Source organism: Streptosporangium sp. NPDC051022 (assembly GCF_040683035.1).
Lineage (GTDB): Bacteria > Actinomycetota > Actinomycetes > Streptosporangiales > Streptosporangiaceae > Streptosporangium.
On sequence record NZ_JBFBCF010000046.1, the window covers coordinates 32872 to 57680 of the forward strand.

Annotated in this window: 27 protein-coding genes and 1 pseudogene; 15 read left to right on the forward strand and 13 right to left on the reverse strand. The window is 69.4% G+C overall.

Going from position 1 to position 24809, the window contains the following annotated elements; translation table 11 throughout:
• Nucleotides 1–45 precede the first annotated feature (45 nt).
• Nucleotides 46–738: a methyltransferase domain-containing protein gene (locus AB0N02_RS43315; protein WP_363960063.1), complete on the forward strand. Its 693-nt coding sequence runs from the start codon at nucleotides 46–48 to the stop codon at nucleotides 736–738.
• A gap of 433 nt (nucleotides 739–1171) precedes the next feature.
• Nucleotides 1172–1840, forward strand: a complete 669-nt coding sequence (locus AB0N02_RS43320) for a CBS domain-containing protein (RefSeq protein WP_363960066.1) — start codon at nucleotides 1172–1174, stop codon at nucleotides 1838–1840.
• Between the two features lie 173 nt (nucleotides 1841–2013).
• On the opposite strand, the gene AB0N02_RS43325 is transcribed toward AB0N02_RS43320, so the two are convergent.
• Nucleotides 2014–2688, reverse strand: coding sequence for a pyridoxamine 5'-phosphate oxidase family protein (locus AB0N02_RS43325; protein WP_363960069.1), 675 nt, complete (start codon nucleotides 2686–2688; stop codon nucleotides 2014–2016).
• Nucleotides 2689–2971: 283 nt separating this feature from the next.
• Between AB0N02_RS43325 and AB0N02_RS43330 the strand changes: the two genes are divergently transcribed.
• The 3 genes from AB0N02_RS43330 (at nucleotide 2972) to AB0N02_RS43340 (ending at nucleotide 4615) form a co-directional block, all read left to right on the forward strand.
• Complete coding sequence (locus AB0N02_RS43330; protein WP_363960071.1) at nucleotides 2972–3454, forward strand: CBS domain-containing protein; 483 nt, start codon at nucleotides 2972–2974, stop codon at nucleotides 3452–3454.
• A 95-nt stretch (nucleotides 3455–3549) separates the two neighbouring features.
• Nucleotides 3550–4512 (forward strand): universal stress protein, encoded by a 963-nt coding sequence (locus tag AB0N02_RS43335; protein WP_363960074.1) that lies wholly within the window; start codon nucleotides 3550–3552, stop codon nucleotides 4510–4512.
• Nucleotides 4454–4615, forward strand: a complete 162-nt coding sequence (locus AB0N02_RS43340; RefSeq protein WP_363960077.1) for a hypothetical protein — start codon at nucleotides 4454–4456, stop codon at nucleotides 4613–4615. Before AB0N02_RS43335 ends, AB0N02_RS43340 begins: the two co-directional genes overlap by 59 nt.
• Before the next feature lie 60 nt (nucleotides 4616–4675).
• On the opposite strand, the gene AB0N02_RS43345 is transcribed toward AB0N02_RS43340, so the two are convergent.
• Nucleotides 4676–5443 (reverse strand): NYN domain-containing protein, encoded by a 768-nt coding sequence (locus AB0N02_RS43345; protein ID WP_363960080.1) that lies wholly within the window; start codon nucleotides 5441–5443, stop codon nucleotides 4676–4678.
• A 201-nt stretch (nucleotides 5444–5644) separates the two neighbouring features.
• Between AB0N02_RS43345 and AB0N02_RS43350 the strand changes: the two genes are divergently transcribed.
• Both AB0N02_RS43350 and AB0N02_RS43355 read left to right on the forward strand, forming a co-directional pair.
• Entirely contained in the window at nucleotides 5645–6136 is a 492-nt protein-coding gene (locus AB0N02_RS43350) for an SRPBCC family protein (RefSeq protein ID WP_363960083.1), read from the forward strand.
• A 266-nt stretch (nucleotides 6137–6402) separates the two neighbouring features.
• Nucleotides 6403–7455 (forward strand): HAMP domain-containing sensor histidine kinase, encoded by a 1053-nt coding sequence (locus tag AB0N02_RS43355; RefSeq protein WP_363960086.1) that lies wholly within the window; start codon nucleotides 6403–6405, stop codon nucleotides 7453–7455.
• A 236-nt stretch (nucleotides 7456–7691) separates the two neighbouring features.
• Here AB0N02_RS43355 and AB0N02_RS43360 read toward each other — a convergent pair whose 3' ends face one another.
• Together AB0N02_RS43360 and AB0N02_RS43365 are read right to left on the reverse strand one after the other, a co-directional pair.
• On the reverse strand, nucleotides 7692–8273 hold the full coding sequence (locus AB0N02_RS43360) for a TetR/AcrR family transcriptional regulator (protein ID WP_363960089.1): 582 nt from the start codon (nucleotides 8271–8273) through the stop codon (nucleotides 7692–7694).
• Nucleotides 8274–8425: 152 nt separating this feature from the next.
• Complete coding sequence (locus AB0N02_RS43365; RefSeq protein WP_363960092.1) at nucleotides 8426–8602, reverse strand: hypothetical protein; 177 nt, start codon at nucleotides 8600–8602, stop codon at nucleotides 8426–8428.
• A gap of 51 nt (nucleotides 8603–8653) precedes the next feature.
• Between AB0N02_RS43365 and AB0N02_RS43370 the strand changes: the two genes are divergently transcribed.
• From AB0N02_RS43370 to AB0N02_RS43385, 4 genes are all read left to right on the forward strand, one after another.
• Nucleotides 8654–9466: an alpha/beta hydrolase gene (locus AB0N02_RS43370; RefSeq protein ID WP_363960094.1), complete on the forward strand. Its 813-nt coding sequence runs from the start codon at nucleotides 8654–8656 to the stop codon at nucleotides 9464–9466.
• Nucleotides 9467–9830: 364 nt separating this feature from the next.
• Nucleotides 9831–10385, forward strand: a complete 555-nt coding sequence (locus AB0N02_RS43375) for an erythromycin esterase family protein (protein WP_363960098.1) — start codon at nucleotides 9831–9833, stop codon at nucleotides 10383–10385.
• 450 nt (nucleotides 10386–10835) lie between these two features.
• On the forward strand, nucleotides 10836–11930 hold the full coding sequence (locus AB0N02_RS43380) for an FAD-dependent oxidoreductase (RefSeq protein ID WP_363960171.1): 1095 nt from the start codon (nucleotides 10836–10838) through the stop codon (nucleotides 11928–11930).
• 27 nt (nucleotides 11931–11957) lie between these two features.
• Complete coding sequence (locus AB0N02_RS43385; protein ID WP_363960101.1) at nucleotides 11958–12734, forward strand: L,D-transpeptidase family protein; 777 nt, start codon at nucleotides 11958–11960, stop codon at nucleotides 12732–12734.
• 254 nt (nucleotides 12735–12988) lie between these two features.
• On the opposite strand, the gene AB0N02_RS43390 is transcribed toward AB0N02_RS43385, so the two are convergent.
• Nucleotides 12989–13480, reverse strand: coding sequence for a leucine-rich repeat domain-containing protein (locus AB0N02_RS43390; RefSeq protein ID WP_363960104.1), 492 nt, complete (start codon nucleotides 13478–13480; stop codon nucleotides 12989–12991).
• Between the two features lie 60 nt (nucleotides 13481–13540).
• Here AB0N02_RS43390 and AB0N02_RS43395 point away from each other — a divergent pair.
• Nucleotides 13541–13702, forward strand: a pseudogene (locus tag AB0N02_RS43395) (IS630 family transposase); the annotation flags it as partial.
• A 34-nt stretch (nucleotides 13703–13736) separates the two neighbouring features.
• Here the strand turns inward: AB0N02_RS43395 and AB0N02_RS43400 are convergent.
• The gene (locus AB0N02_RS43400; RefSeq protein WP_363960106.1) at nucleotides 13737–14318 is read right to left on the reverse strand and encodes an inositol monophosphatase family protein; all 582 of its coding nucleotides are present in this window, start codon (nucleotides 14316–14318) and stop codon (nucleotides 13737–13739) included.
• On the opposite strand from AB0N02_RS43400, the gene AB0N02_RS43405 reads away from it, so the two are divergent.
• Nucleotides 14317–14478: a hypothetical protein gene (locus tag AB0N02_RS43405; protein ID WP_363960108.1), complete on the forward strand. Its 162-nt coding sequence runs from the start codon at nucleotides 14317–14319 to the stop codon at nucleotides 14476–14478. The genes AB0N02_RS43400 and AB0N02_RS43405 overlap by 2 nt on opposite strands.
• Nucleotides 14479–14541: 63 nt before the next feature.
• On the opposite strand, the gene AB0N02_RS43410 is transcribed toward AB0N02_RS43405, so the two are convergent.
• The 5 genes from AB0N02_RS43410 to AB0N02_RS43430 all read right to left on the reverse strand — a co-directional run bounded on the left by AB0N02_RS43410 (nucleotide 14542) and on the right by AB0N02_RS43430 (nucleotide 19789).
• The gene (locus tag AB0N02_RS43410) at nucleotides 14542–15543 is read right to left on the reverse strand and encodes a zinc-dependent alcohol dehydrogenase family protein (RefSeq protein WP_363960111.1); all 1002 of its coding nucleotides are present in this window, start codon (nucleotides 15541–15543) and stop codon (nucleotides 14542–14544) included.
• Nucleotides 15544–15627: 84 nt separating this feature from the next.
• Entirely contained in the window at nucleotides 15628–15753 is a 126-nt protein-coding gene (locus AB0N02_RS43415) for a hypothetical protein (protein WP_363960114.1), read from the reverse strand.
• A 299-nt stretch (nucleotides 15754–16052) separates the two neighbouring features.
• A complete protein-coding gene (gene ligA, locus AB0N02_RS43420) occupies nucleotides 16053–18137 on the reverse strand; it encodes an NAD-dependent DNA ligase LigA (protein ID WP_363960117.1) in 2085 nt (694 codons plus the stop codon).
• 232 nt (nucleotides 18138–18369) lie between these two features.
• The gene (locus AB0N02_RS43425) at nucleotides 18370–19329 is read right to left on the reverse strand and encodes an alpha/beta hydrolase (protein WP_363960120.1); all 960 of its coding nucleotides are present in this window, start codon (nucleotides 19327–19329) and stop codon (nucleotides 18370–18372) included.
• A gap of 103 nt (nucleotides 19330–19432) precedes the next feature.
• Entirely contained in the window at nucleotides 19433–19789 is a 357-nt protein-coding gene (locus AB0N02_RS43430; RefSeq protein ID WP_363960123.1) for an antibiotic biosynthesis monooxygenase, read from the reverse strand.
• 104 nt (nucleotides 19790–19893) lie between these two features.
• On the opposite strand from AB0N02_RS43430, the gene AB0N02_RS43435 reads away from it, so the two are divergent.
• Together AB0N02_RS43435 and AB0N02_RS43440 are read left to right on the forward strand one after the other, a co-directional pair.
• A complete protein-coding gene (locus AB0N02_RS43435; RefSeq protein ID WP_363960126.1) occupies nucleotides 19894–20799 on the forward strand; it encodes an AraC family transcriptional regulator in 906 nt (301 codons plus the stop codon).
• Nucleotides 20800–20956: 157 nt separating this feature from the next.
• Nucleotides 20957–21706 carry an SDR family oxidoreductase gene (locus AB0N02_RS43440; RefSeq protein ID WP_363960129.1) on the forward strand — a complete coding sequence of 250 codons (750 nt, stop codon included), beginning with the start codon at nucleotides 20957–20959 and terminating at the stop codon, nucleotides 21704–21706.
• 360 nt (nucleotides 21707–22066) lie between these two features.
• Here AB0N02_RS43440 and AB0N02_RS43445 read toward each other — a convergent pair whose 3' ends face one another.
• A complete protein-coding gene (locus AB0N02_RS43445; protein WP_363960132.1) occupies nucleotides 22067–23206 on the reverse strand; it encodes an ROK family protein in 1140 nt (379 codons plus the stop codon).
• Nucleotides 23207–23446: 240 nt separating this feature from the next.
• A complete protein-coding gene (locus AB0N02_RS43450) occupies nucleotides 23447–24607 on the reverse strand; it encodes an ROK family transcriptional regulator (protein WP_363960135.1) in 1161 nt (386 codons plus the stop codon).
• Nucleotides 24608–24809: the final 202 nt, after the last annotated feature.

A 24809-nucleotide genomic window follows, 5' to 3' on the forward strand; every position in this document is an offset into this window, starting at 1 on the left:
GCATCCATGGCGGCTTTTCGCGGCGCGATCTACCATTGGGCATATATGGAGCTGACACGGTTTCCCGATCCGCATCCGGACAATCTGGCCGCCGCGCTGGGCCGTATCGGTCCGGAGGACCTGGTCGTCGACGTCGGTGGATGGTGGAAGCCGCTCAACCGGGCCGACCACGTCATCGATCTGATGCCCTACGAGTCGCGGGCCGGGGGCGGCCGGCTGGGGGAGGGCGCGGAGCGGTACACCGAGGGGACCTGGCACCGGCTGGACATCTGCCGGACCCCCTGGCCGTTCCCCGACAAGGCATTCGACTTCGCCTACTGCGGCCAGACGCTGGAGGACGTCCGCGACCCGATCGCGGTGTGCCGGGAACTGAGCAGGATCGCCCGGCGCGGTTACGTGGAGGTCCCCTCGGCCTGGATCGAATGCACCTTCGACGTCGACGTCGGCCCGCTCACGGCCCGCTATCCGGGTTACCAGAAGCACCGCTGGCTGGTCCTGCCGGAGAACGGCGAGCTCCTCTTCGTCCCCAAACAGGTGTGGCTGTGCCTGGTGGAGTTCGTCCCCCCGGAGGAATCCCGCAGATGGCGGACGGACCAGCTGATCTGGAGCACCGCGGTCCACTGGGAAGAACGGATCGCGGCCCGCGAGCTGGCCTTCGCGGGGCAGGACGAGATCATCCCCCTGCTCACCGCCTACTTCGAGAACTTCGACTACACCCCGTACCGGGCGAGTTCGTGATTTTCCGCCCCTCACGTGACCGGTGACGGGCACGGCGTCCCCGCGTTCCGCCGCGCGGGGCCGGAGGCCCCACGGCCGATGACGTTCTGACGCAGGTCAGAAAGGTGGCCGACAGGGGCGGAAGGTCCCACGCCGATGGGACCTTCCGCCCTGCCGTCTTCACCATGCCGGTGCCGAACATGGAGACGGAGGTGACGACGATGCCCCGCACCCGTGACATCGTCGTCGGCTACGACGACTCCGAGACGGAGGGTTCGGCTCGGTCACCAAGGCGGTCCTCCGGTACGGGGCCGGCCCGGTCGCCGTCGTTCCCGCCCTGAGGGAAGAACGGGAAGACGGGGACGCGGCTCCCGGCCCGGACGCCACAGCGGGATCGGATGTCTCGGAAGGCTGAGCGGAAACACCAGCACGGGCAGGAAGGCAGGGACGGGCCATGGCGCTGCAGGTGAAGGATGTCATGGGAGTGGTGGCCATCGCGGTCCGGCCGGAGGCGACGTTCGCCGAACTGGTGGCGACCATGCGCCGCTTCAAGGTGGGGGCCGTCGCGGTGATCGACCTCGAGGGACGCCCGATCGGCGTGGTCTCCGAGGACGATCTGCTGCTGAAGGAGATCGTTCCCCCTCCCGGCACGGGCGCCCTCGATGACGGCGGGCGGTACCGGGAACGGAACAGGGCCGGAGGGACGACCGCGGGACAGATCATGACCAGGCCGGCGCTGACCGTCACCCGGCAGACCTCGGTACGGGAGGCCGCCCGGCTGATGCACGCCAACCGGATCAAGCAGCTCCCGGTGATCGACGCCGCCAGCGGAAAGATCGCCGGGACCGTGCACCAGACCGACCTGCTGAAGGTCTTCAGCAGGTCGGCGGCCGACATCCTGGCGGACGTGGCGGCGGCCGTCGCGGGCCTGGGGCTGGACCCGCGGGCACTGACGATCACGGTGGACGCCGGTGTGGTCCATATCGGAGGACGGCTGGCCAGGCGCTCACAGATCACCGAACTCGTCCAGGCCGGACGCCGGGTAGAGGGGGTCGTCGACCTGGAGGTCGACGTCACCTGCGACCACGACGACGTGGAGCGGATCTCACCGCTGCACCTCTGAGAATCCCGCGGCCCCGAGGGAGGAGACGGCCGCGCCCGGCCGGGCCGGACAGGGCGGTGTCCCGCCGGGGAGCACGGGTCCGGGGAGCACCGGGAAACCACCGTGAACGGGTGAGCCGGTGCTCGCCGACAGGACGCGGGCCGGAACGACCGGCCGCGCGTCCTCGCGGGGTGTCACAGGGTGTGCTGGATGCGCCTGCCGCTGATCTCCGTGGGGAGGATCGTGACGTACAGCTCGCGCTCGCCGCCCGCCCACGGCTGGACGCCGGACGAGCGCGCCTCCGCCTGTTCGTCCTCGGTCGCGACGTGGTGGGCGCCGCCCCGGATGAGCACGCTCCACCCCTCGCGGCTGGCGTCGTCGATCCGGTCGACCTCGAAGGCGACCTTGAACTCGACCCCCTGGACACCGGTGCGCAGGCGCTCGTCGAGCGGGCCGCCGAAGGCGGTGCGGAAGACCACCGCCCCCTCGTGCACCGCGTAGTTGACCGGCAGGACCACCGGCCCCTCCGGCTCGTTGAAGGCCACCCTGCCCACGCCACCGGGAGAGATCAGCCGCAGGCACTCGGCGGGGTCGAGTTTCTCCAGGCTTGGCCGCGCGGCGGGACGGCCCCGGCCGGGCGGCAGGTCCACCGTCCCGCCGAGCAGTTCCTCGACGCCGGTGTCCAGGGCGACGGCCAGTCTGCGCACGGTCTCGACCGGCGGGGAGGCGGGGTTCTCCTCCAGATACGCCAGGTACAGCGCGTCGAGCCCGGCCCGGCCGGCCAGCTGGTCACGGGTCAGTCCCAGGTCCTCACGCCGCCTGGTCACCCGGCGGCCCAGGTCGCCCGGGGCCGTCATGCGTTCGGTCATCGAAATCTCCCAGCAAGAAAGTGAAGGCGATCGCGGAGCTGCCCGGCCCTTCCCGGCCGCCATGTTCTCCGTTCCATCGTGGGAATGGTACGGGCAGGAGGGCCGGAAGTCCCTGTCGGTCGGGCCCTTCGGCCGCTGCGGGACGGGCCCGGGAGACGGTCGGATGGAGGAAGAGAATCGAGGAGGACGACATGACAGCACATGTGGCGGGCACCGGCGGCCCGCCTTCCTCACCGGCGGTGGAGTGGGCCGCGGACGACGCGGTGCGGTCCGGAGGGCGAGCATGACCGACGTGCGAGACCTCACCGTGGCCCACGTGATGAGCCGGACCCTGGTCGCGGTCGCCCCCGAGGAGTCTCCCCTGCTGGCCTGGGAGATCATGCGCCGCGCCGACGTGCACCACCTGCCGGTGGTCGACGCGGCCGGCCGGCTGCGGGGAGTGCTGACCCGTGAGGACCTCACCGCCCGGTGGTCCGGCGGACCGATCGAGCAGTCACAGGTCCGTGTGTGCGAGCTGGTGGCCGGGCGTCGTTGCCCGCACACCACCCTGCAGACGCGTCTGGCCGACGCCGCGGACGCCATGCTCGGTGCCGGTGTCGACGCGATTCCGGTGCTGGGGGAGTCGGCGAGGCTGGTCGGGATCGTGACCGTGACCGACGTACTGCGGGCCGTGGCCGGTCGCCTCCCCGAGCGCGGGGAGAGGCCGGAACTGATGACGGGCGTGTTCCGCCTGGAGCCGGTGCTTCCTCCCGTCACGGTGAGATGACCGGCCACCCGGTCCGCCCGTCCGTCCTCCCTCCGCCGGACCTTCGCCCGCCCGGTCTCCGGGCGTGCCGTCCCCGGCGCTGAACGGAGGCGCGGATGAGACGGGAGATAGTCGTCGCGTTCGACGGATCGCCGCACAGCCGCACCGCGGTCGAATGGGCGGCGGGGGAGTGCCGGGCGCGGCGGGTGGAGCTGACCGTCTGCCACGTCTGGGACGGCCCTCGCGCCGGCCGTGGGACCACGGTCCCGGCCGGGGAACGCGGGCTCGCGGGCCACACCCTGATCGACGGGGTACAGCTGGCCGAGCGGCTGCTGCCGGGCCGGGCCGTACGGGCGATCCTGCTTCGCGGTACCCCCGGCCCCGAACTGGCCTCGGTCAGCAGGGCGGCGGAGATGCTGGTGGTGGGCGGCCGGGGCACGGGCGGGATCGCCGGGTCGCTGCTCGGCTCGGTGAGCGCCCATGTCACCGCCCACGCGCTCTGCCCGGTGCTGGCCGTACCGCGGCGGCCCGATCCTGCGGTGCGGGATCGCCTCGGGGAGGTCGTGGTGGGAGTCGACGGGTCGGCCTCCTCCCTGGCAGCACTGAGGTTCGCGCTCGGTCACGCCCGGATCCATCGGCTGGCGGTGCACGTCGTTCACGCGAAGGCGGACGCCTCCTTCCGGCGTACGGCGGAGGTCGAGCGATGGATCACCGAGACCGTGAACAGGCTGCCCCGGAGCCGCCCGGGGACGGTCGTCACGGTCAGCGCGCTCGACGGACCGCCGCTTCCGGCACTGCTGCCCTACGGTGAGCGGGCCCGGCTGATGGTCGTCGGATCCCGGGGACCGGCCCGTCTCGGTGAACGGGTGCCCGGCTCGGTGAGCCAGGAGGTGCTTCATCGTGCGGGCTGTCCGGTGGCCGTCGTCAAGGACCGCGCCGGTGATCGTCCGCCTCCGACGTACATCGAACGTGATAACAGCGGCGGCGGTGGCGGTGGTGAGCCGGACGCGGTGCCGGCCTGTGCGGGGTCACAAGGCGGAGGGGACGACGACGCCGTTCGATACGGCGGTGCTCAATGACATCGATCGGTTTCACTCGGTGACGGATGTGATCGATGCCGAAAGTCCCGAGCGGGGACCTGCGGAGGTCCGGCCCGGGCCTCAGGCCGTACCGGTGCGCTGATCCACCGCGCTGGTCGCCGGGTGCCCTGCTCGATGGTCGGCAGGATCACCCCGAGGGGGGTTACCCGGGACGCCGCTTGTCCCGGGCATAGACCACTGCGGGTTTCCCGTCGCCGGGGACACGACGGTCCAGGTCGAACAGGTTGGTGGCGGCCATGAGGTCGCTGAGCTTGGTGTAGCCGTAGTTGCGTGCGTCGAAGTCGGGCTGTTGTTTGGTGATGACCTGTCCCACGTTGGTCAGGCGCGCCCAGCCGTCGTCGTCGGAGTTGGCCTCGACCGCGTTGCGCAGCAGGTTCACCAGCGCGGTGTCGCCTTTCAGCCTGGCGGCCGGGGTTCGCAGGCCGATGGGGAGGGCGGGAGCGGTGGAGGAGGCCGGCACGGGGGCGATGAGGGTGAGGTTTTCGATGTAGATGAACTTGTCGCAGGCCACGACGAAGGGCTTGGGCGTCTTACGTTCCCCGAAGCCGTACACGGTCAGGCCGGACTCGCGGATGCGTGCCGCCAGGCGGGTGAAGTCGCTGTCGCTGGAGACCAGGCAGAATCCGTCGAAGCGGCCGGAGTACAACAGGTCCATGGCATCGATGATCATGGCCGCGTCGGTGGCGTTCTTGCCGGTGGTGTGGGCGAACTGCTGGACGGGCTGGATCGACTGGGCCAGCAGCTGTTCCTTCCAGCCGCGCAGGCTGGTGCCGGTCCAGTCACCGTAGGCACGCTTGACGTGGGCGGTGCCGTACTTGGCGACCTCGGCCAGCAGGCCTTCGACGGCCGCAGGTGAAGCGTTGTCGGCGTCGATCAGCACCGCCAGTTTGGCGGAGGTGTCACTGGCCAAGGGTCCTCCCATGCGTTTCAGGGCCGGCCGGGCAAGGTGGCAGGCCTCACACCGTCATACGGTAATGCGGTCAAGGGGGCAGAGATTCCAGGTGGCCGACGCTTGCCGCCGGTCAAGCCCCGCGCTTCCGCCGCCACCTGGTTCAGGGCCTCGCCGTCCGTCGCAGTACGGTTCCAATGATCGCCGGGGGACGGGAGTGGCATGAGGAACATCCAGCAACGACTGATCGACGCGCCGGCGGGCAGGCTCGGTGCGCTCCTGGACCGGGCGGCCACCGCCGACGACCGCCTCTGGCCCGTCCCGGCCTGGCCGCCGCTCGTCCTCGACGCGGGACTGACTCCCGGTTCGCGCGGCGGTCACGGCCCGATCCGCTACAGCGTCTGCGAGTACGAGCCCGGCCGCCGCGCCCGTTTCCTCTTCGACCAGGCGACGGGACTCGACGGTCACCACGAGTTTCTCATCACCGCGCAGGGTCCGGATCACTGCCGCCTTACCCACACGATCACCTGCACCGTCCGGGGGCGGATGCGGATTCTGTGGCCGCTGGCGATCCGCTGGCTGCACGAGGCGCTGATACATGACCTCTTCGACAACGCCGAGCGCGCCGCGACCGGCCGGCTGAGCCGTCGTCCCGCGCGCTGGTCACCGTGGGTACGCCTGCTGCGACGGGTCTGGGCCTCCCGCCGGAGCTGACGCGAGGAGACACCTCACCTTCACCCCGTACTCCGGCTGAAGGACGTCGGCTCGGCCCGGCTGTACCGGCCGGCACCGGCGAGAGACGTCCTCGGACTCTGTGGGCACAAGTGCTCGTCCTCAAGGAGGAGCGGGTGTCGGGGGGGTATGACTCGTCACCTTGAGTCACCGATGTTGGGCCATATGGGAATAGGGGGAACTTCATCGGCTGTTTGAACCGGTATCTCGTCCGCAGCCGCACCCAGGGCGCCGCTGGGGTGATCACCTTGAGCGCATGGCATCACTGCTCCGTCAAAACCCGCATGACCATCGTGGCGAGCGCCGTCATGGCGCTGGTCTGTACTTTCGCCACCCTGCTGCTGCTGATGGGCGCTCCCCGGCCTCCGCTCTACGGAAGCGCGGCCGTCCTGGCCGGACTCATCGGCGGTTCGCTTCTGCTGGTCGCGGCCACCGCGCTCGGGACGTACTGGATGATGAGCAAGACCCTCAAGCCGGTGTGCGCCATCAGCGGGAAACTCGCCACGATCCGGCCTTCCAATCTGAGCGAGCGGGTTCCACTGCCGAGTCATGACGACGAGTTCAAGGAGCTTGCGCAGAGCACCAACCAGACGTTGGAACGGGTTCAGGCGGCGATCCAGCAGCAGCTGAGGTTCGCCTCGGACACCTCCCACGACCTGCGCAACCCGCTCGCGGCAATGCGTACCGAGATCGAGGAGGCGCTCATCGAGCCGGAGGAGACCGACTGGGGGGAAACCGGCGGCAAACTGCTGGAGTCCGTCGAGAGGCTGCAGGACCTGGTGACCAACCTGCTGGAGCTCTCCCGGCTTGACGCGGGCACCATCGGTCAGTACGACCTGCTCAACCTAGCCGTCCTGGTGGACGGCGAGCTGGATCATCGGCAGCACGACCGTCAGCAAGGCAGGGTCAGAGTGGTCAGGAGGTTCAGCAGCGGCGTGATGGTCCACGGCGAACGGATCGGCCTGGAACGGCTGCTGCACAACCTCCTGGACAACGCCGAACGCCACGCCCGCACCAGCGTCACGGTGACCGTCGAGCACCGGGGCGACGTGGCGGTACTGGAGATCCACGACGACGGAAGCGGGGTGCCGCCCGAGCAGCGGGAACTCATCTTCCAGCGCTTCACTCGCCTGCAGGACGCCCGCGCCAAGGACTCCGGCGGCAGCGGCCTGGGCCTGGCCATCGCCCGGCAGATCGCCGAAGCCCATGGCGGCACCCTCACGATCGAAGACAGCTCTTGCGGAGCACGGTTCGTCGCACGCTTCCCCCGGCCGGTCGGGCTGCCGGCGGGCACGAGATAGCGGGTGAGGAATCCACCGGCGTCAGCGGGCTCTCCGCAGGCGAATCCGCGACATCATGATCTCAACCCGTACCGGCCCAACCCCGGCGGCCCGCTTGTACGAGCGATCCCCTTCACTCGCTGAGACGACTCCCTGCCCTCTTCTCCGGCCGGCGCCGCGGGCGCCTGGGCAGGCAAGAAGATCGTCGATCGGTTGCCCGCCCACTGGCCGCCGCCGATCTGGCCGGCACGTGTGTTTCAGGGGCGGCGGGTCCAGGCGTCGGCGAGTTCGACAAGCCGGTCGAGGGCGGCCTCGACGCGTTCCTTGTCACCGGTGGTCAGGTAGTCGAGTTGCAGGCCGGCGTAGGCGGCGTTGAGCAGCGTGGCGTTGACGCGGGCGACGTCGTCCGGGACGCCGTGGGCGCGTAGCGCCTCCGCCACGAACTCCGCGCGGTCGCCGAGCATCGTGGGGACGTACGCCCCGGTGAGCCGGCCGGCCGCGGCCAGGCCCTCGATCTCGTGGAGCAGCCGGATCAGCGGTAGGTGGTCGTCGGTCAGATGCCACTCCCACGAGGCCCGGATGACGGCACCCAGGCTGCGCCCCTCCTCCCAGCCGGGCAGGGCCTGCAACCGGTCGCGCTGCCGCCGGTCCAGATGCTCGAGCACGGCGGCGATGAGGTCGTCCTTGGTGGCGAAGTGGTGGGTGAGCACCGACGTGCTCTGTCCGAGGGCCTGAGCCAGCGGGCGCAATGAGAGCCCGGCGACGCCATGGGCGGTCAGGTGATCGATGATCGCGTCGAGCAACTCGGCGCGGCGCCGCGGGTCACGGGGCCTGGCCATGTGACGGCTCCCTCCGGGTCGGGTCTCATCCGCCGCACATCCTATTCACGTAACAGTCGTTGTGCATATTAGCGCAACGACTGTTACGCTAACTCGCTCCGCCGCGCCCGCTCTCCTCCGGAGGTTGTCCTGCCCCCGCCCGCCGTCCTCCCTCACCGCTGGCCGATCTTGTCGCCCTGTGCGTCGCCCTGGGCGCGCCGGCCGACCGTCCGGGGCGGCGGGCAGGACGGAGAGCGGCTCGCGGCACTGGCCCGCGACGCCTTCCTGGACGGCTTCGCCGACGCCACGCTCATCGCCGCCGGACCGGCCTTGGCCGCGTCGGCCCTCACAGCTCTCTTCCTGACAGATCCGCATCACCACGACCCCAAGGAGGAACGGCGATGACAACCACCGCGGCAGGCCCCGCCGAGAGGTACGCGCTCGTCAACGGGCGGCGGCTGGCCTACGTGGACCTCGGCGGCGACGGCATCCCGGTGCTGGCCGTGATCGGGCATTTCGGCCGGGCCAGGATGTTCGCCCCACTGGCCGCCGCCCTCGCCCCCGCCTACCGGGTGATCTCGCTGGAGCAGCGCGGTCACGGCCACAGCGACACCGACGGCGACTTCAGCCGGGACGCCTACGTCGCCGACGCCGCCGCGTTCGTGCGCCACCTCGGCTTCGGCCCGGTGGTCGCGCTCGGCCACTCGATGGGCGGGGTCACCGCCTACCAGCTCGCCGCCCGGCACCCGGACCTGGTCCGCGCCCTGATCGTCGAGGAGGGCGGCGCCTACAACCGGCAACCGGAGATCTCTCACCCCGTCCTGGACGTGCGGGGCTGGCCCCGCCGTACCGTCACCCTTGGTGAGCTGCGCAGGCAGGTCGAGGCCCACGGCATCCCCGACGCGAGCTACTTCTTGGAGAGCGCCGTCGAGCACCCCGACGGCTGGGGCTTCCTGTTCGACCACGCCGACATGATGAACTCCCAGCAGGCACTGGTCGGCGACTGGTGGCCCGACTGGCTCGGTTCGAGCTGCCCCGCCCTTCTCCTGCACGGCGCGGACAGCCTCATCCTGCCCGCCACGATGGTCAGACAGATGGCCGAGCGACGGCCGAACACCGTACTGCGGGAGCTGCCCGGCTGTGGCCACTGGGCCCACGACGACGACCCGGACGGCTTCGCCGCCGCCGTCCGCGACTTTCTCGACCGGCTGTGAAAGGAATTCACCCCACGACCGACCAGTCTTCTCTTCCCGTGAACGTGCTCGCCGACTGGTTCCGCGAGCACGCCACCATCCTCGGCACCCTCGGCACCCTCGGCACCCTCGGCACCCTCGGCACCCTTGACCCGCACCAGCCTCTCGATGACCTTGAAGTCCTCCGGGACATCGTCGGCGGAGCCCACGTCGTCGCCGTCGGCGAGAACGCCCACTTCGTCGAGGAGTTCTCCCGAGCCCGTCAGCGTGTCCTCCGCTTCCTCGCCGAGCGTTGCGGGTTCACCGTCTTCGCCTTCGAGTCCGGCTTCAGCGAAGCCTTCCCGCTCGACCGATGGCTCCAAGGCGAAGGCGACGACGGTGACCTGTGGCCGACTACCTGCACGAGGTCGATCCCGACACGCTCCCCCTGCTCGAAGCCTCACTGGAGATCGGCGACGGGTTCCTCCAGGGCTCCGGCTCCGGCGCCGCGGCGGCACCCGCCTGGGCCCGCCTCGACCCCGCGGAGCAGAACGCGCTGCCGTCCGGCCGGGGCATGACCGCGGATCTGCCGGTACGCGAGATCTACCTGGCCGAATCGGTGCGCTGGCACTTGGAGCACGCCGAACCCGGCACACGGATCGTGGTCGCGGCGCACAACAACCACATCCGGAAGACGGCACTGGAGTTCGGCGGCGCGTTCACCGTGCTGCCCGTGGGCCTGCACCTGCGGCGCATGCTCGGCCAGGACTACTGCTCACTGGCCGTCACCCACACCGCTGACAGCGTGCCGGACGTGCGTCCCGACCAGAGCGCCGCAGTCGGCTTCACCCTGGCCGAAACGCAGCTCCCGCCCCCTGCGCCGGGCAGCGTCGAGGGCGCGCTCATCGACGCGGTCCTCGCCGTCGCCACGGTCACCCGGGATGAATCCGTGCGCTTCTGAGGCTGAGGCTGAGGCCGGGCGGGCGGAGCGCTGCGCCCCACGCGGCGGAGGCGACAAAGATCCTCGTTTCATGCCTTGTGGTCTATTTCGCGGAGGCCGCCCAAAACCGGAATCGAGACCGGTTCGCCGTAATGTTTTCGGCTCATTCGGCGGCGGTGAGCGCGAGCTTGTGCGCGTCTGCTCCTTCGCGGCGTGGAGACGATCCGGCCGTATCCTGCGAGCTTTGATCGGGTTTGTTTCCTCGACTGGTAATGGCTTTCCTTCGGCTGCGGTTGTTTTTCTTACCTTCCAAACCCCTCTCCACTCCGGAATTCATCGGTTCCCGGCTTTACCCTGGACAGGTTTCGCTGTTCGTCGCGACAGCCTCTCACGGTCAGTCGTGCCAAAAAGCGATCAAACCGGTTGAATCAAGAGAGAAGGCGTTCCAAGGTGCGTGGGGATTCAGGGAAGGTGCTCGTCGTCGGGGCCGGCGTGAGTGGATTGACGACCGCGCTGTGTCTGGCCAGGGAGGGGTTCCGCGTCACGGTGGTCGCCGAAAGGTTCGCACCGGACATCGTCTCGGTCGTCGCGGGCGCGCTGTGGGAGTGGCCGCCCGCGGTGTGCGGTTACCACCACGACCAGGTCTCACTGGCCCGCTCCAAGGACTGGTGCATGACCTCGTACGAGATGTTCGAGAAGCTGGCCCGGGCCGGGGTTCCCGGAGTGGCCATGCGCAGGTCCAACTTCTATTTCCGGTGTCCCATCGAGGAGAACCCGTCCGATCTGCACAAGATGCGGGAGCTCGCGGGGAAGGTGCGCGGCTTCGTCCGCGACCGGTCGCTCGCCGAACGCAACGGTGTCAGTCCGGGCTACGGCGTGGTCGACGCCTACTCCCACATGGCGCCCATGATCGACACCGATCAGTACATGGAGTGGCTGATGCGGCAGGTCAAAATCCACGGGGTACGGGTCGAGCGATATCGGATCGACGGGCTGCTGGCCGACTGCAGAGCCGATCTCCTCGATCGGTTCGGCGCCGAGGTGATCGTCTGCTGCGCCGGACTCGGTACCGCCCGGCTCCGCGGCGTCAGCATGTATCCGCTGCGCGGCGCGCTCGTGCGTGTTCGCAACGGCGGGATCCACGGTCCCCGGATCGATGAGGCCCACTGTGTCTCCCACGTCGAGGGCGAGGACAGCCAGGACATCGTTTTCATCGTGCCGCGCAATCCGGAGCTCCTCGTCCTCGGCGGGCTGGCGGAGAGGGACAAGTGGGACACCGGCATCGACCTGGAGAACCACGGACCCGTACGGGAGATGTATGAGCGCTGCCTGGCGTTCATGCCCGCACTGCGAAACGCCGAAATAGACCCCAAAGAGCCGGTCAGGGCCGGGTTGCGGCCATTCCGTCAGGAGAACGTCTGCCTGGAATGGGATGACGAGGATCAGGTTGTCTACAATTTCGCGCACGGCGGCGCCGGGTTCAGCTTTTCCTGGGGCTGCGCCAGGGAAGCCGTCGGCTTGGTGCGTTCAGTCGTGCAGAGCCGCAAGCACTCGCATTCCTTCTAATTGATTTCCCGAGTAGATGAGCGGAAAATGCGAAGAAACATCAAGTGCCTCCTGATCGCCGGCATGGTTCTCGCGCTGACGTCGTGCCTGCCGTTGGACCTCACCCGTACCGGCATCGCGTCTCCGTACCGGGCCGGGCATTCCACCCCCGGCCCGGCAGGCACCCCCCCGGCCGGGGATGTCCCCGTGCCGCTGCAGACGCCCACCCTCCACCTCGGCGACAGAGGGCCCCTGGTCCAGAAGGTCGGCAACCGCCTCGACCGGCTGGGGTTCAACCCCGGAGGCTCCGGCGACGAGTACGGCTCCGCCCTGCGCATGGCCGTATGGGCCTTCCAGAAGGCGAACGGGCTGCCCCCCGTCGACCGGGTCGACCCGGCGACCTGGCAGGCGCTCTCCCACCCGGCGCGGATCAGGCCACTGGTGCGCTCAGGAGAACCCTCAAGGGTGGAGATCGACCTACACCGCCAGCTGCTCACGGCGTGGCGGGACGACCGGCCCGTGCTCGTCTCGCACATCTCGACCGGCACCGGCAAGCCGTACTGCAAGAACGGCCGCTGCGGGGTCGCCGTCACACCCACCGGTGACTTCCGTGCCTGGTGGCGGACGTCAGGATGGACCAGCGGGCCCCTGGGCGACCAGTTCTACACCGTCTACTTCAACGACGGCATCGGCTTCCACGGCTCCGAACTTGTCCCGCGGCGCCCCGCGTCCCATGGATGCATCCGCCTTCCGCTCCACAACGCGCGTCCCCTCTACAACATGGTCGAAAACGGGGAGCAGGTCCACGTCCGCGACTCCCGATAGGGCACAACCGTGCTCACGGAGGTCCCGGACGCAGCTACCCGGCACCGTCTCCTCACCGAACACCGAACACCGAACACCGAACGCCGGACGACGCGGCGCCGGACGCCGGACGACGCGGCGCTGCGGCGCGGCGGCGCCGTGGCCGATGTCGCCCCGCGGGCGCCGATGCCGCCGTGGTCGTCGTCGGCCACGATGTCGTACGACATGAGGAGCCGGGCGCGGTCCTCCTCAACCCCGGGCCCCGGAGCGGCCGCTCAGCGGTCGTCGGCGTCGATTCCGGTGCGGAGGTGGATTTCCCTCCGCCATTCGGGCAGGGCGACCAACGGGTTACCGTACAGGTCGACCCAGGTGAGGGCGGGGAGGCCGCCGAGCGACTCGGGAACGGTGGTCAGCCGGTTGTTCGCCAGGCCGAGATGGGTGAGCCTGACAAGGTCTCCCAGCGTTTCGGGCAGGGCGGTCAGCCGGTTGCCCGCAATTCGAGTTCGGTGAGGCCGGTGAGGTCGCCCAGTGTTTCGGGCAGGGGGGAGCTGGTTGCCGACCAGGTGGAGTTCGGGGAGGTTGGTGAGGTTGCCCAGCCATTCGGGCAATGTCGTCAGTTCGAGCGTGGGAAAGAACTCCGGCGCCTGCACCCCGAGCATGGACAGGTTGAGTCTGGTGAGGGCGATGAGGTTTCTCAGCGGATCGGGCACGGCGCTCAGGTAGTTCTCGCTCAGGTTGAGCTCGGTGAGGGCGATGAGGTTTCCCAACGAGTCGGGTACCTGACTCAGGCCGTTTCGGGTACCTAGCTCAGGCCGTTTTCACTCAGGTCGAGCACCTTCCAGACCCGGGCCCTGCACGCCTACCTGTGCTGGTGCAGCGCCAACACGCGGCACCGCGACATCCTGGCCGCCGAAGGCAAGGAACGTGCCCGCATCCGCAGCGAGAAAAGCGTCCGCCGGGGTGAACGACCGCTCAAGACCGCAGCCTGACCCAGCCCGGCGAGATACGGTCACAGCACTGGTTTCAGCTGCGGATCATCGACATCAGCAGCCCGTGGGTCTCGGCGTCGGCGGCCACCACAAGCCCGTGGCCTGCCTGCCCGATCGGGGCACCGTCGATCCCGGTGACCACACAGCCGGCGGCCCGGCACACAGCGATGCCGGCGGCGAAATGCACGCTCCCGGACAGGTCACCGCCATCGGTGACGTACGCGGCGCGTTTGCCGGCCGCGACCCAGGCCAGCGCCAACGTCGTAGACACGACCCGCGGCCGGAACCGCTCGACGAACTCGGCGTGGGCCGGCAGGTCCACGGCCCGGAATCCGGGCGCGCTCGGGAACGGCGGGTCCAGGTTGACGTCTGCCAACTGGGTGGCGGAAGTGGGCACCAGCTGCGCATCGACCCCGTCGTGCCGCACCCAGGCGGACTCACCGTCGGTGAAAAAGACCTCGCCGCCGAACGGGTCGGCCACCACCACGTCTCCGGTTCGGTCGAACCAGCCGTCGGAGTCCTGGCCGTGGTGGGCGCCCAGGCACGAGCAGTCGCATTCGACTCCGGCCGCCTCCAGGCAGGCCCTGGTACTCCAGTCGTAGATCGTGATCTTCATGCCCGAGTGGCTCGCGGCAGCGGTTCGGAGCGTGTGTTTCGAGGACGCGGCGGAAGTCGGCGTCGCGCTTGCCGCCGTGACCGGTGTCGGTCATGCGGGCGATTTGCTGACCGCGATATGGATCGCGCGGAGCACGTGCTCGTCGTCGGTCGGCATGTGATCCGGCGAGCGCCTCCAGGCCCTCGTGAGCGAGGATGCCAACGCCGCGTTCGACGATCGCCCACTACTTGTTTCCGGGGACAAGGAACACCTTTCCCCGCCTGCCCTTCTGCTCCGCCTGAACGACAGCCTCGTCGATCTCGTCGAGAGAGTATTTGCGCCCGGGAGAGGTTTCCACGATTCCCTCACGCATAAGGTCTGTGATGTCCTGGCCCAGCTGCTTTCGCTGCGCTTCCGTGAGCCTTGGCAGCCAGTATCCCAGCCAGTAGACCTCCAGGATTCGGCGACCGGCCAGGATGAAACGCGGGTCGTCACCGACGCGGATCGGCTCGCCCGTGAGAGAGCCGTAGACCAGCATGCGTCCGTCTTCGTGGAGTGACTTGAAGATCTGCGTGCCGGTTTCTCCCACCACAGGGTCAATGGCGTATTTGACGCCCGCCGGGTCGACGACTTTGCGTACTTGTTCGTCGATCGGCCCGTCGGCGGTGACGAGCACCACATCAGCGCCGAGTCGCTCCAGTTCTTCCGCGGATTCGCGTCTGCGGACGACGTTCACGGTACGTATGCCATCCCGCTTGGCCAGTCTGATGACCATGCGTCCGAGCTCGGACCCGGCTGCGGACTGGAGCAGCCACTCCCCTTCGGGGACCGCCAGAACATGGCGGACCATGAGAATGGCGGAGGCCGGATTGATGACGAAGGAGGCCACTTGGTCATCGGGGATCTCGTCGGGCGCGAGGAACAGGTCACCGGCGGGGACGACAGCGTATTCGGCCCAGTTGCCGCCTTGGCCGTTGACGACCGATACCCGTTGCCCTTCGGTTACCTCTTTCACCCCCGGCCCGAGAGCTTCAACAACGCCGACGCCTTCGAATCCGGTCGGCGCCGGGAAATGTGCTTGGACACCCGCGTAGTGTCCCCGTACATACAGGAGATCGGACGGATTCACCGGCGTCTGTAGGATGCGGACCCTCACCTGCCCTTCACCGGGCTCGGGGATGGGCAGATCCTCGACGGTAAGAACCTCGGCCGGCTCCCCATGCCGAGCGAAACGGATGGCTTTCATTCCCGACTCCAGAGTGTGGTCGTCACGGTCGCGTCCAGCGGAGCGGTGTATGAGTTGATCTCCGCGTGATCCTGTTTCTGCAGGTTAAGCGGTAAGTGTCTGCGGAAGTTTGCTGGAGGACGGTGTGTCGCCGGCGAGGACGCGCATCCTGCACTCGGCGAGGATGTCCAGGCCCTTGCAGCGGCGGACCTCGGTCCGCTCGTCCTGCACGCGCCCGCCGCGGTGGTCGCGACGGCGGCGGTGATGCTCGGCTGGCTGCTGCCGCTGTGAGCCTTTGTGGCCACGGCCGCCGCTGCCGTCTACCTGTGAATGTGCCCGTCGACGTCCAGGCGAACCACGGACTCGCCGGTCTCGAACACCGTGGCGTCTATGGGCTGAACGGTCTCATCGATGCCGCCGCGCACAATGCCGAAGTCCATGCCTTCTTCTTGCCGGTCGGGCCCGGTCCACGAACCCGCGGTGGTGAGGTTGGGAGTCATGGAACGGGACTGAGGGCGCCGTCCTCTTGCTTACAGGAACGCGCTGATCAGGGCGGCGAACTCCTCGGGGGAGGCGATCCGCACCCCCAGGCCTTCGGCCTTGGCCCGTTTGGAACCGGCCTTCTCCCCGGCCACCAGCAGCGACGTCTTCGCCGAGACGCCGGAGGAGGATCTGCCTCCGGCGCGTTCGATCAGCTCGTTCATCTGGTTGCGCGACAGTGCCTCCAGCTTGCCGGTCATGGAGCCGGTCACCACGACCGTCATCCCGGCCAGCGGCAGCTCGGACGTGTCACCCGCCTCCGGGTCCGTCTCGGCATCGGGGCCGGCGGGTGGTGTCCAGCCTGGCTCGGTCATGGTGACCCCGGCCGCCACCAGCTTTTCGATGAGGTCGGCGAGCTCGACCAGCTCGGCCACCACGACGGGTGCCTTCTCCGGACCGATGCCCTCCACCGCCTGGATCGCCTCGGCGTCGGCCGTACGGATGGCGTCCATGCTGCCGAAGTGCCGGGCGATGCGGCGGCTCATGGAACGGCCGGTACCGCGCACGCCCAGCGCGCAGAAGACCCTGCTGAGCGGCTGCTCCTTGGCCCGTTCGATGGCGGCCAGCAGGTTGTCGGTGCTGGTCTCGCCCATCCGTTCCAGGCCCAGCACCTGCTCGCGGGTCAGGGAGAACAGGTCGGCGAAGTCGGCGATCAGCCCGGCGTCCAGCATCTGCTGGATGCGGCTTTCGGCCAGCCCTTCGATGTCGAGCTGGTCGCGGCCGGCGGCGTAGCCGATGGAGGCGATCGCCCGGCAGGCACGCCCGCGCACGCACCGCCACCGCTCCTGGGAGGCGTCGATCGCATCGCCGCAGTTCGGGCAGACCTGCGGGACAGGGATCGGCTGCTCGGCGCCGGTGCGCAGGTGCACGACGGGCGCCTCGACCCGGGGGATCACGTCGCCGGCCTTGTAGACGACGACGCTGTCGCCGAGCATCAAGCCACGACGCGCCATGTCGGAGGCGTTGTGCAAGGTGGCGTAGGTGACGATGGACCCGTCGAGCTCGACCGGCTCCAGCACCGCGCGCGGGGCGATGATCCCGGTGCGGCCGGTGTTCCACTCGACGCCGACCAGCTTGGTGATCTTCTCGGTGGCGGGCAGCTTGTAGGCGATCGCCCACCGGGGAGCGCGCGAGCTGAAGCCGGCCTGCGCCTGGTCGGCGGCGAGATCACACTTGATCACGATACCGTCGATGCCGAACGGCAGCTCCGGCCGCACCGTGGCGATCTGCTCGACCCGCTCCTGGATCTGCTCCAGGGTGGAGGCGACGATCCCGCCGACGTCGGTGACGGCGGGAGTCTGCACGCCCTGGGCGGCGACCCACGCCATGACCTCGCTGTGCGGCAGCTCGCGCAGTCGTACGGCCGGCTCGGAGGTGTCGTCGGGGTGAGGCAGCGCGCCGTAGCCGAAGAACGTCAGCTCGCACACATACGGCCGGTCCTGGGCGCGCAGCGTGCCGGCGGCGGCACTGCGCGGGCTGGCGAACGTGGTGCCGTCATGGGCCTGGCGCTTGGCGCACGCCTCTTCGAACTGCGACGTGGTCATCATCACCTCACCGCGCAGTTCCACCGTGACCGGCTCGGCCAGCCTGGCGGGCAGCCCCACGACGGTGCCGATCGCGTGGCTCACATCCTCACCCGCGACACCGTCACCCCGGGTGACCAGCTGCGCCAGCCGCCCGCCACGGTAACGCGCGGCGATCGCCAGCCCGTCGAGTTTCGGCTCCACGCTCCATGCCGTGACCGGGCGGCCCAGCCTGCGCTCCAGCGACGCGGCCCAGTCGACCAGCTGCTCGGAACCGAAAACGTTCCCCAGACTCAGCATGGGCACCGTGTGCGGCACGTCGCCGACCACCGCGCCACCGGCCACCTTGCCCGTTGGCGAGGTCGGCAGCACCTCGTCGGGGTGCTCGGTCTCGTATGCCTGGATGCCCCGAACCAGCCGGTCGTAGGCGTCGTCGTCCAGCGTGGACGTGCCGTCGCGGTAGTAGGCCGCAGCGGCGTCCAGAGCGAGCTGAACGGCTTCGGCATAGGCGGTCTGATCAGCAAGGAAAGTGCTGGGGGGCGTGTCGGTCATGATCCCATCATGTCGCTCGGCACCGACAGTTTCAGCTTGTGGAATTCGGGCATCCGGTCACGGCCTGGGGCGTGGAACCCAAGCTGGACGGGCCGGCGGTCTCCGCCCGCTACCGGAACGGCCGCCGGGCCCAGCCGGTCACCCGCGGCGACGGTGCCGCCTGCGTCGTCCGAGTCCGCGAGCGAGACCGGCGAAGTTCGGACACCGGCCGGCCCACGAGCGGGGGACGGTGTCAGTTCGGGAGCAGGAGCCGGGCGAGCCAGTCGGTGCGGGTTCGGCGGGCTGTGGCCGAGATGTGTGCCTGCGGGTACAGGGCGTCGAACCCGTGGAAGCCGCCCGCCCAGACGTGGAGTTCGGCTTGGCCGCCGGCCGCCCAGATGCGGGTGGCGTAGTCGGTGTCCTCGTCGCGGAAGACTTCGGCGGAGCCGGTGTCGATGTAGGTGGTCGGCAGGCCCGAGAGGTCGTCGGCCAGCGCGGGCGAGACGTACTCGGACACCTCGTCGCCGGTGAGGTCGCCGAGGACGGCACGCCATCCGAACTCGTTCATCTCGCGGGTCCAGACGCCGGGCCCGCCGGAGTACTGGCGGCTGGAGGTGCTCGTGTTGCGGTGGTCGAGCATGGGGCAGATCAGCATCTGCGCGGCGATCGCCGGGGTGCCGAGGTCGCGGGCCAGCAGGGTGACGCCGGCGGCGAGACCGCCGCCGGCGCTGGCGCCCGCGACGACGATCCGGGCGGGGTCGATGCCCAGCTCTTCGGAGTGTCCGGCGATCCAGAGCAGTCCCTGGTAGCAGTCGTCGACGAGGGCGGTGCCGGTGGCCTCGGGGGCGAGCCGATAGTCCACCGAGACCACGACCGCGCCGAACTCGTCGAGCCATTCCAGCGGGATGTCGATCTGCGAGAAGCGATCGCCCATGACCATCCCGCCGCCGTGCATCCAGTAGACGCAGGGAGCGGCGGTGGTGCGATCGGTGCTCGCGGGGCTGAAAATCGACAGGGGAATCGGGGCGCCGTCCTCGGCGGGAACGGTGATCTCGCGCCGGTCGGCCTGCCGATGTGCGAGCAGGGACTCGACAGGCGTCGAGGGGAGCCGACGCAGTTGCGCGAGCACTTCCGGGCTGAGCTGGGACATCAGCGGCATGTCGGCCAGCAGTTCACGAAGTTCGGGGTCCAGGCCGGGGCGTGCCGTGGTCATGGTAGTTGCCTTTCGCGGGGGTGGTTCCGACGGTCGGAGGAGGGCGGGGGCGGGGGCGTCTCGGCGGGCGCGGCGGCGGCAGGCCGGGGGATCGATCCGGGGTTCAGAAGGCGGCCTTGCCGCGGACCGGGACGTAGTCGGTGTACTCGGACTCCTTGGCCAGAAGTCCGTCGATCTGCGCCACGATGGCCTGGGCGGCCTCGCCGGCGAAGATCCGGTGATGGTCCTCCTCGCTGGTCCACCCCTCGGTGACGTGGACGACGTCGGGGTCGGACACGGAACGGGAGACGAGGTAGACGAGGCAGTGTTCGCTCGCGCCGGGGCTGCCCTCGTTCAGGCCGGTCAGCAGCAGGGCGACCAGCCGGTCGCCCATTCCGGGCTTGGCGGTCAGGACGGCGTTGAACCCGTAGTCGGCGATCATGGATTCCTTCTTCTCGGCGGTGGAGTGAGGTGATTCCATTCAACCGAGGTGACCTGCGAAAACGTTAGAACGATACTCGCTCGTACTTGCATGATCCTCGCAGTTGTGGGAGCTGTGGCCCGGAACGGTGTTGCAATGGACGCATGCACCTCGAAGAGCTCCGCACCCTGCTGGCCCGGCACGCCCGTCCTGACTGGACCACCGCCATCGACGGCGTCCTGATCTCGAAGGTCGACAGGCTGGATCCGCCGGCCCCCTCCATGTCCGGCACGGTGCTCGCGGTCATCGCCCAGGGCGCCAAACGCCTCGCGCTGGGCGACCGGGTCTACGAGTACGGCGCCGGGCAGTACCTGGTCGCATCCGTCGACCTGCCCGTCACCGGACAGTTCACCCAGGCCGGACCCGAGCAGCCGGCCCTCGGCCTCGGTCTCACGCTGGAACCGTCCGCCGTCGCCGAACTGCTGCTGCAGGCCGGTCCCGGAGACATCCCCCGCGCCGGTGGAGGCGCGCCGTCCGGGATCGCCGTCAGCGACGCCCCGCCCGCGCTGCTCGACGCGGCGGTCCGGTTGCTGCGCCTGCTCGACGAACCCCGCGACCGCGCCGTACTGGTCCCGCTGGTCAAACGCGAGATCCTGTGGCGCCTGATCACCGGCGAGCAGGGTGCGGCGGTGCGCCAGCTCGGCCTCGCCGACAGCGGCCTCAGCCATGTCTCCCGGGCCGTGCGCTGGATCCGCGAGCACTACGCGGAACCCTTCCGGGTCGAAGACGTGGCACGTCTGTCCGGCATGAGCGTCTCCGCCTTCTACCGCAACTTTCAGGCGGTGACCGCGATGAGCCCCATCCAGTTCCAGAAACAGATCCGGCTCCAGGAGGCCCGGCTGCTGCTCGCCACCCACCCGGGCGATGTCACCGGGGTCGGCCACCGCGTCGGCTACGACAACCCGTCGCAGTTCAGCCGCGAGTACCGCCGTCAGTTCGGCGCGCCCCCGAGCCGGGACGCGGCCCGCCTGCGGGACACCGTACGCACCCCCGCGGGCGTCCTGCCCTGAGCAGGAGTGGACCACAAAGGAGGATTGTGCAAGAGGGAGCGAGGATAGTTCTACTGTCTCCGCAGGTCAGAGCGATTCAATGGGATCACCGCTTCTTCCGCTGAGCGGGAAGACCCCCGTCCATCCGCGGATCCCATCGCATCGCAAGGGGCACAGCATGGAGACAGTCCTGATCACCGGCACCTCCTCCGGATACGGGCGGGAGACCGCCCTCTACTTCCACTCGCAGGGGTGGAACGTCATCGCCACGATGCGGACGCCGCGTGCGGGCGTCCTGCCCGAGTCGGACCGGCTCCGCATCGTCGAGCTCGACGTGACCGAGCCCGAGAGCATCGCCGGCGTGTTCGAGGCGGTGGGGCCCATCGACGTGCTGGTCAACAACGCGGGCGTCCCGTCGATGAGTGTGTTCGAGGGCACCCCCATGGCCCGGGTGCGGGAGGTTTTCGAGACCAACACGTTCGGCGTCATGGCGACGACGCAGGCGGTGCTTCCCCGGTTCCGTGAGCGCGGCAGCGGTGTGGTGGTCAACGTGACCTCCAGCGTGGTGCTGGGGCACATGCCGCTCTCGGCCGTCTACAAGGCGAGCAAGATGGCCGTTGAGGGGTTCACCGCATCCCTCGCGCTCGAGCTCGCGCCCTTCGGCGTGCGGGCGAAGACGGTCGAGCCGGGCGCCTGCCTGACGACGAACTTCGCAGCCAGGGCGACGAACGGCGGGCCGCTGGAGGATCTGGTTCCGGCGCCCTACGTACCGTGGGTGAAGAAGGTCATGGACGACGTCACGAGCCGGGACCTGTTCACCAAGGAGAGCGACGTCGCCGAGACGGTGTGGCGAGCGGTGCACGACACGACCGGCCAGCTGCGGTTCCCGGCCGGTCCCGACGCGGTCTGGCTCGCCCAGGCGAAGTGACGGGCCGGCGGGCGAGGACGCCGCGCTGTTCGCCGCTCGTCTGTGTCCGCGGTCCTGCGGACGATGTCGGCGGGATGTGATCGGTCCACGATCCGTCAGCCGTGAGACAGCCCTGATCCGGGGGATCGGGACGTGACGATCCATACGCCGGCGCCGTACTGCGCAGCTCATTGGCGACGACCGCGCCGGTCGCGGTGCCCGCCGCGATCGGGCGCCTGCCGCGTGCCGAGACCCGGGCCGCGCCCACGCGCCTGGAGAGGGTCGACACCCGGCCGACTCCTTTCGGTCGATCTCTTACGGCGCAGGACCGGGAGGGATCGCGGACGTTTTCTGCCCTGCGCCTCCTCTCGGGAGGCCGTCTCAGGGGGTGAGCTGGAGGAAGTGGGAGAGCACAAGTCCGGCGGCGCCGAGGAGGGTGGAGTCGTCGTGCAGGGCGGAGAACGCGATCTGCGGCTGGCTGCCCGGATGGGCGGCGGTGCGCTGACGTACTCGCCACTCGATCTTGCCGCGCAACGCTTCGCCGCCCGCGACCACATCGCCGTGCAGGATGAACAGCCCGGGGGCGAGAAGCTGCTGGATGTTCGTGATGCCGACGGCGAGATTGTCGACATACCGGTCGAACAACTGAGCCGCCCCGGGGTGGCCCTTGGCGGCGAGGCGGGTCAGTGGCCCGACCGTCAATGTGGGCGCCGAGGGCAGATTGAGCCGGGCCGCCTCATCGCGCAGCCAGCGGTGTGTGGCGATGGTCTCCCAGCAGCCGCGCTGACCGCAGCGGCAGGGGAGGCCGTCGACCTGCACGATGCTGTGCCCGATCTCGCCACCCGCGCCGCCCGGCCCGCGGTGTACCGAACCGTTCAGCACCAGTCCTACGCCGAGTGCCTCTCCGGCGTAGAGCGAGGCGAAGGTGGATAACCCGCGTCCCTGCCCGAACCAGCGGTCACCGAGAGCTTGGACGCGCGGGTGCAGGTCGACGTAGACGGGCAGGCGGGTGCGGTCGGCGATGAGCGGACCGATCGGCAGGCCTGCCAGGCCGGGAGCCAGGTTGACCTGCACGATGGTGCCGCTGTCGGTGTTGACCATGCCGCCGACCGCGATGCCCACGCCGAGGGCGGCCGGTCGGTTCGGGGCGAACAGCTCGTCCAACGCGTCGGTGACCGCGTCGACGACCAGGTCGGCGTCGTGGGTGTCTGCCGGGTACTCGCGTCTCGCCGTGGTCAGGATCGTGCCACCCGCGCTGACGAGCGCGGTCTCGACGTGTCCGGGCAGCAGGTGGACGGCGGCGATGGGTGGGCTGTTGGGGGAGAACCACAGCGGGCGCGACGGTTTGCCGCCGACCGCGCTGCTGGGCTGGGGATCGCCCTCGGCCAGCATCTCGCTGTCGATCATCGGCTGCACGATGGAGCCGATCGTTGCCCGGCTGACCTCGGTGAGCCGGGCCAGGTCGGCGCGGGACAGCGGGCCGACATCGTAGAGCGCCTGCAGTACTCGGGCGCGATTCACCTGGCTGACCGTGTTCGGGGAGATCAGCGGCGAGTGAGGACGGGACGGCGGGGCCGTTGCCTCCGGGCGTGTCCACTCCGATTGCACGCTACAGTCCCTCCCGATCTAGACGGAACACCCGATGCGGCGCGCCCAGGGCGGGCGTGGTTGTACGTGATCTTTCCCTAATATACGAGTCGCGCCGGCGATCGTTGTGACACGCAACCGCTGACATGTCGTCCTCCTCCTCTGGGCGTCGGCTCAGCCGACGAGCGGGAAGGATTGGGACAGCACCAGGCCGGCTGCGCCGAGCAGGGTGGTGCGGTCATGAGCAGAGCCGAAGGTGATCTGTGGTTCGGCCGCGGATCGCGTCGGAAGGTAGCTGCGTGCCTGCCGCTCAACGCGGCCGCGTAGCGCCTCACCACCGGCGATCACGTCGCCGTGCAGGATGAACAGGCCCGGGGCGAGGATCTGCTGCAGGTTCACCACACCGAGGGCGAGGTTGCGGGCGTACTGTTCGAACAGTTCCTCGGCGTCGGCGTTGCCGGCGGCCGACAGGCCGGCCAGCAGTGCCGTGGTCATCGCCTGCGCGGCCGGTAGATGTAGCCGGGCGGCCTCTTCGCGCAGCCAGTCGCGCGTGGCGATGGTCTCCCAGCAGCCGCGCTGGCCGCATCGGCAGGTTCGTCCACGGATATCGACGACGGTGTGCCCTATCTCGCCGCCGGCCCCGGCCGGTCCGCAGTGGATGGCACCGTTGAGGAACAGGCCCGCGCCGATCGCCTCGCCGATGTAGATGGACGCGAAGGACTGTTCGCCTCGGCCGGGGCCGGACCAGCGGTCGCCTACGGCCTGGGCCCGGGGATGCAGGTCGAGGTGGACCGGCAGGTCGACCCGCTCGGAGACCAGAGGCCCGAGCGGAAGCCCGGAAAGCTCCGGCATCAGGTTGCAGGCGACGATGGTTCCACTGGTCGATTCGACGATGCCACCGACCGCGATACCCACGCCGAGAGCCCGGGCCGTGCTCCCCGCCAGGACCGTGTTGAGCTGGTCGACCACACAGTCGACCACCGTGGCGGCAGGGGCGGTGACCTGGAAACGCCCGCTGGCGGCGGCCAGTATTCTGCCGTCCGCGCTCACCAGCGCGGCCTCCACCCAGCCGGGCACGAGGTGTACCGCGGCCAGCGGTGGGCTGTCCGGAGCGAACCACAGCGGCCTGGCCGGTTTGCCGCCGGGGGTGGCGCCCCGTTGTGGTTCGCCCTCCACGAGCAGCCCGCCCTCAAGGAGGGGCTGCACGATCGATCCGATGGTGGCCCGGCTGACCCCGGCCAACCGGGCCAGGTCGGCCCGGGACAGCGGCCCGAAGTCGTGAAGCGCCTGCAATACCCGGCCCTGATTGACCCGCCCGGCCTTGACCGAGGTCATCAGGACGGTCGACTGCCGCCCAGTCGGCTGCCCGGGCCGGGGTGTCTCGCTAGGTGGCCACACCGCCCCACCGTCCTCACCGGGTATGTATGGGCCTCTGACATACCGATTCGAGCACGAACGGCGGGGATCCGCAACTTGGGCGATCTACCTGATGTGTTGGAGCACAAACCCTCTAATGTTGCGGACCGAAACCTATTGA